Source organism: Brevibacterium mcbrellneri ATCC 49030, assembly GCF_000178455.1.
GTDB lineage: Bacteria > Actinomycetota > Actinomycetes > Actinomycetales > Brevibacteriaceae > Brevibacterium > Brevibacterium mcbrellneri.
The window spans coordinates 1-5,841 of sequence record NZ_ADNU01000067.1 but is presented as its reverse complement, the minus strand read 5'-3'; the positions used below and the strand labels follow the sequence as shown (position 1 = coordinate 5,841).

Sequence of the window (5,841 nt, the reverse complement as noted above, 5' to 3'; positions counted from 1 at the left end):
GGACCACCTTCACCGTGAACGTGAGTCAACCCCCGGGCCTTCAACTCCTCAACCACCCTGACAGGAAACACGGAACGCTCACCAGCAACAACGACCTCGGCGACATCTGCCAACCGCTCCCGCTTCCCAACCGGGGCAGCCTCACTCGTCACCACCACGGGCCGCACAGGCGCTTCAACAAACATCGCATCCTCAGGTTCCACACTGAGCCTGTTAGATACAACAACCAACGTGGGGTGGGCCGCAAGCCCATGACGCACCCGCCACTCCTGGTCCGCATGCGACATCCGCATAGCCCCATACCCTTCAGCCTTCAACGTGCCGGACCCCACCATGACACAATGCGCAGGCAAACGTTGCACCCGCAACAGCCGCTGATCGTGCTCATCACCCAACCCACCGGAAAGCCCATCAACCGTGGCCGCACCATCAATGGAGCTAATGAAGTTCATCCGCACCCACGGTCCAGACGGAAACGCATACATGTCCAACAACTCAGAGTCGGTCAGCTGGTCCAATTCCCGAATTTCCATGCCACTCCCCTAACCAAGCCTCTAACCACCCCACTAAACGTTATGCGTGGGATGCGTGTTGTGGATCAGTTCAAACGGTTCCCGCAACCCCAAGATCGCCTCGGTCATATGCACCGCATCCACCGTTGCACCAATGTCATGCATACGCACAATCCGCGCACCCGACATCACACACGCCGTCATCGCAGCAAGCGAACCGGCCAGCCTCTGCCCCTGCTCCCGATTCGTACACTCGCCAATAAAGTCCTTATTCGACACCGCCACCATCACCGGGAACCCCATGTCCACGATCTCGTCCAACCTGCGAGTCAACTCCAACGAATGAAGCGTGTTCTTATCCAAATCGTGCCCGGGATCCACAATGATCCGGTCACTCGCCACCCCAGCCTGCCGCAAACGCTCAACGCGCTCCCGCACAAACGCCACCACCTCGGCCACCACATCGTCGTAGTACGCCGCCGGCTTCTCTTCACGCGGCTTGCCAGCCGAGTGACACACAATCGCATACGCACCCGTCTGCGCAATGACGTCGATCATGCCTGCGTCCACAAAACCAGACGTGTCGTTGATGACCTGTGCCCCAGCCTCAAGCGCTTCACGTGCCACCTGCGACCGGTACGTATCCACGGAAATCACCGCCTCCGGCCGCTCCCGCAACAGCGCACGCACAAACGGCACCACCCGTTCGCACTCTTCCTCTGCGCTCACGTGCGGCCCGCGCCCAAACGGCACTCCCCCAATGTCAATCCAGTGAGCGCCCGCGTCCAACGCACCCACCGCCGCCTGCACAGACGCGTCCAAACCGAAAGTGGCACCCTTGTCATAGAAGGAATCGGGAGTTCGATTCACGACCGCCATAATGGCGACTTTTTCATTCTTTCCCAGCCCCGTGGGCCCTATACTCCCTCGCATACACACATCGTACTTCCACGCCTCACCACCGCCAGACCCGGCAATTTTGTGTTTCACGTCACTACGGCGTACACATATACATGTGCGTTTAACTACCCCTGCCACTCCCGCCATCCTCGATGTCGACACCGGACTCGACGACGCCTACGCCCTCATGTTTGCTGCCTGCTGCCCCGGCATCGACCTTCTGGGCGTAACGTGTGCAGCTGGCAACGTGGGTGTGGATCAGGTTGTTCGCAACACCTTGGACGTTTTGGACATGAGTGGGGCGGCCGAGGTGCCAGTCGCCTCAGGCGCGACCGGCCCCTTGGCTGATGACCACCGTAGTGCGGATCATTATCACGGCAAAAACGGTGTGGGTGGAGTACAACTCCCCCGTTCCCCGCGAAAGCCCGTCGAGGAACCTGCCACTGAGTTTCTTTACCGCGTACTTTCTGAGTCATCGCCCCCGGTTACTCTCATCGCTCTGGCACCGTTGACGAACATTGCGCTGCTTCTTCGCGCCTACCCAGAGGCGCACAAGCACATCGACCGGATCGTCTGGATGGGTGGTGCACGCCGGTACGGTAACGTTACTGCCTCGGCTGAATTCAATGCATGGAGCGACCCTGAGGCTGCCCACGAAGTACTCCACAGCGGAATCCCCATCACGCTGTACGCCCTGGAACCCTTCTACACGGTCACTGTCAGTAGCCAGCGGGTAGCCGAGTACACCTCGGCGGAAGATCCCCGAATCCGCACCATTGGTGAGATGCTCACATATTCCCAAACCCGCAACGCAGGCGAAACTCGCATCCCTGACCACACCGCTTCTTGTCTGGGCGACGCAGGCGCCGTGATGAGTGTCGCCGCACCAGAATTAACGACCACGTCACGCTTATCCGTCGATATTGAACTCGACGGTTCACTCACACGCGGACGCACGGTGATGGACGAACGGACCTCGCACACGGACACACAGCCGAATGATGAACCAATCCACACGCAGGTCATCACAGAAGTCGATTACGAAGCCATGGAACAGCTTTTCATCAACACCGTCATTGCAGGAGTAGATACATGGGCAAAGTAATCGTCGTCGGATCCGTCAACGTCGACACCGTCCTCATGGTTAACCGACACCCGCGAGTCGGCGAAACAATCTTTACGAACAAACTCGTCATCCAGCCAGGTGGCAAAGGCGCGAACCAGGCCGTCGCAGCTGCACGGGCAGGCGCGAAAACCTACCTGGTGGGTCTCACAGGTAGCGACAACGACGGCAAAAGATACCGCAAGCACCTAGTCAATTGTGATGTCGATGTCAGCCACTTAGGACAAGTCGACGGCTACACAGGCTCCGCATACATTGTGGTGGACTCGCGTGGCGAGAACTCTATCGTGGTAGATCCTGGCGCGAATCAGCACGTGGGCGACGATCAAATCGAAGCCGTTCGACAACTGGTAGAACCCGGTGATGTTGTGACCAGCATGAACGAAGTGCCCACCCCAGCGATTATTGGAGCACTCGAAGCAGCGAAGGAAGGTGGCGCTACCACCGTTTTCAACCCGTCCCCGTGGGAAGAGGACATGCTCAGGCTCGTGGAGATGTGCGACATTGTGGTTGCCAACGAGTTCGAGTCACAACAGTTAGGCAGTGAAAACCACTCAATTGCCATGACCTTTGGGGCCCGTGGAGCACTGTGGGACGGAATCTTTGCACCCGCCCCAGCAGTTAAAGCGTTCGACTCAACTGGCGCAGGAGATGTGTTCACCGGAACCCTGTGCGCCATGCTCGCACAGGGCGCGTCAAAGGAAGACGCTCTCACGGTCGCAGTGCACAAAGCGTCGCACTCAGTCACGCATCAGGGCGCACAGATTTGGACGGTGTGAGTCACATCTACTGTGTTCAGTGACTGCCGCCACCGAGTGTGTCGTTCCTCACCATTACACCAAAACTGCCCGTTGAAGTGGCGCTTGTTCATTTTGGAACCTTAAGGTTTGGCTCTACATACATTGTCGTAACCTAAGGATTCGCATGGCTTCAGCAGCCACACACACGGGAGAACACTCTCAGACGAGGGACACCCGGTTTTTTGGTCACCCCCTGCCTCTGGCTCAACTGTTTGGGCTCGAAATGTGGGAGCGTTTTTCGTATTACGGAATGACCGGACTTCTGGCCCTCTACCTGTACACGGCCGTGGACCAGGGTGGTGTTGGCCTGGAGGAACCCACAGCACTGGCAATTGTTGGTGCCTACGGTGGTGCTGTGTTCTTAGCGACCGTGCTAGGAGCGTGGCTGGCTGACCGCTTATTGGGCGCGGAACCTGTTCTGTTCTGGTCTGCTGTCATCATCATGGCGGGACACATTGCTCTCGCTTTGCTCCCTGGTTTAGGCGGTGTTGCCGTTGGTCTGATTCTGGTAGCCCTTGGGTCTGGTGGTTTGAAGGCTAACGCTTCAGCTCTTGTGGGAAGCCTCTATGACGAAAAGGACTCCCGCCGTGAAGCCGGCTTCTCGATCTTCTACATGGGCGTGAACTTGGGTGCCTTCTTGGGCCCACTTCTGACAGGTATTTTGCAGCAACGCATTGGCTTCCACATCGCGTTCGGCGCAGCAGCTGCAGGGATGGCTGTGGGACTTGTCATCTATCTGACTGGACGCCACAAGATGCCCGCTGAGGCACGCCGCGTCCCAGAACCTCTCCCTCGCAAGAAAATGTGGGTTCTACCAGTCGCGATTATCGGAACCGTGCTCGCGATCTTCGTGCTGTGGACGACCGGTTTGATGAACAAAGAGAACCTGGCAACGTGGACGGCCCTTGTATCCTTGGGTGCAGCGGTGGTCTATTTTGCCGTCATGCTCGCTTCCAAGGGTGTCACTAGCACGGAACGCAGTCGCGTGGTGTCGTTTATTCCTTACTTCATTGCGTCCATCGCTTTTTGGTCGCTGTACCAACAGATCTTCAACGTTATGACCAGCTACTCGCAAAACCAGCTGGACCGCACCCTGTTCGGCTGGGAAATGCCAATCAACTGGATCCAGCTGATCCCGCCGATTTTCGTTATCGCGCTCGCACCAGTTTTTTCCGCTATTTGGCTCAAAATGGGTGACCGTCAACCTTCAGCCCCGGTTAAAGCCGGCCTGGCACTGATCATCATTGGTGGCGCCTTCCTCATGTTCCTGGTGTACGCGAATGCAGAAAAGAACACCGTCCCACTCCTGTGGGTCACCCTCATCTTCATGCTGTTCGTAATCGCCGAACTCTTGATCTCGCCTATCGGTTTGAGCCTCTCGACCCGTTTGGCGCCCAAGGCTTACACATCCCAAATGATTGCTGTGTTCTTCTTGTCTTCAGGTGTAGGAACTGCCCTGTCTGGAGTCTTTTCTGAGTACTATGACGCTGCTAGCCAGGTTCCATATTGGTCTGCTCTTGGTGCCGGATCAATCGTTGTGGGAGTTGTGGTCTTGGCAGTTGCTAAACCAGTTGTGAAGCTCATGAAGGGTGTTCGGTAAGCATCTACATTGCGCTGACATGATGTTCGAATCAACTCAGCTTGAACACTACTTAGACGGCAAAGCCCACGCTTGGCTATACAAACACCGTCACGCTTCGGGACTCACACGTTGGGTCGTGGAGTTCACGGTGTTTGTTCTTAAGCAGGCGTGGGCTTGCATCTTTGGCGCAAGCTTCCTTGTTGTTCTTATTGCGTTTCGACTCTGGTGGCCGGAAAGCGCGATTGTAAGCCGTAACGACGCACTTGTTATCGCTGCAGTGATCATCCAAATCCTCATGATCACTCTGAAGCTCGAGACGGGCAAAGAGCTGTGGGTCATCATGCTGTTTCACGTCGTTGGTACCGGCATGGAAGTGTTCAAAACCGCCGTGGGTTCGTGGAGTTACGGCGATCACGGCGTGCTTCGTATTGGGCACGTTCCCCTGTACTCAGGGTTCATGTACGCCGCCGTCGGTTCATACATGGTGCGCGTCTATAAGCTGTTCGACCTTCGGTTTAACCGCTATCCCCCACGCTGGCTCACCGCGGTGATCGCACTGGCCATTTACATCAACTTCTTTACCCACCACTACATTTTCGATTTCCGCTGGATCCTTACATTTGCAGTGATCGCATGTTTCGCCCCGTGCGTCATGCTGTTTAAAAATCACCGTAGCCGCCCCTACCGGCATCTTCCGCTTCTTCTCCCTTTTATAGGCACAGCATTCTTCATCTGGTTAGCCGAAAACATTGCCACCTGGGCAGGTGCCTGGATCTACCCCTCCCAACAAAACGGCTGGGAACTCGTGTCTATCCAGAAACTTGTCGCGTGGTTCCTGCTCATGATTATCTCCGTAGTGATCGTAACCTTTGTCTACCCGCCACGGCCCCACCAGAAAGTCTGAACCTGTCGCCCTATACAATT

General features: G+C 56.5%; 6 protein-coding genes. 4 read left to right on the top strand and 2 right to left on the bottom strand.

Annotated elements, in window-relative coordinates; translation table 11 throughout:
- Both HMPREF0183_RS09980 and folP read right to left on the bottom strand, forming a co-directional pair.
- On the bottom strand, window positions 1–533 hold a 533-nt coding region (locus HMPREF0183_RS09980), incomplete at its 3' end, for a dihydrofolate reductase family protein (protein ID WP_005885692.1).
- A gap of 33 nt (window positions 534–566) precedes the next feature.
- On the bottom strand, window positions 567–1,502 hold the full coding sequence (gene folP / locus HMPREF0183_RS09975) for a dihydropteroate synthase (protein WP_005885689.1): 936 nt from the start codon (window positions 1,500–1,502) through the stop codon (window positions 567–569).
- Window positions 1,503–1,527: 25 nt separating this feature from the next.
- Between folP and HMPREF0183_RS09970 the strand changes: the two genes are divergently transcribed.
- The 4 genes from HMPREF0183_RS09970 to HMPREF0183_RS09955 all read left to right on the top strand — a co-directional run bounded on the left by HMPREF0183_RS09970 (window position 1,528) and on the right by HMPREF0183_RS09955 (window position 5,821).
- Entirely contained in the window at window positions 1,528–2,517 is a 990-nt protein-coding gene (locus tag HMPREF0183_RS09970) for a nucleoside hydrolase (protein ID WP_005885687.1), read from the top strand.
- A complete protein-coding gene (locus HMPREF0183_RS09965) occupies window positions 2,505–3,314 on the top strand; it encodes a ribokinase (protein ID WP_005885685.1) in 810 nt (269 codons plus the stop codon). Before HMPREF0183_RS09970 ends, HMPREF0183_RS09965 begins: the two co-directional genes overlap by 13 nt.
- Before the next feature lie 145 nt (window positions 3,315–3,459).
- Window positions 3,460–4,935 (top strand): peptide MFS transporter, encoded by a 1,476-nt coding sequence (locus HMPREF0183_RS09960; RefSeq protein WP_005885683.1) that lies wholly within the window; start codon window positions 3,460–3,462, stop codon window positions 4,933–4,935.
- Window positions 4,936–4,957: 22 nt separating this feature from the next.
- Window positions 4,958–5,821 carry a DUF817 domain-containing protein gene (locus tag HMPREF0183_RS09955; protein WP_211205345.1) on the top strand — a complete coding sequence of 288 codons (864 nt, stop codon included), beginning with the start codon at window positions 4,958–4,960 and terminating at the stop codon, window positions 5,819–5,821.
- Window positions 5,822–5,841: the final 20 nt, after the last annotated feature.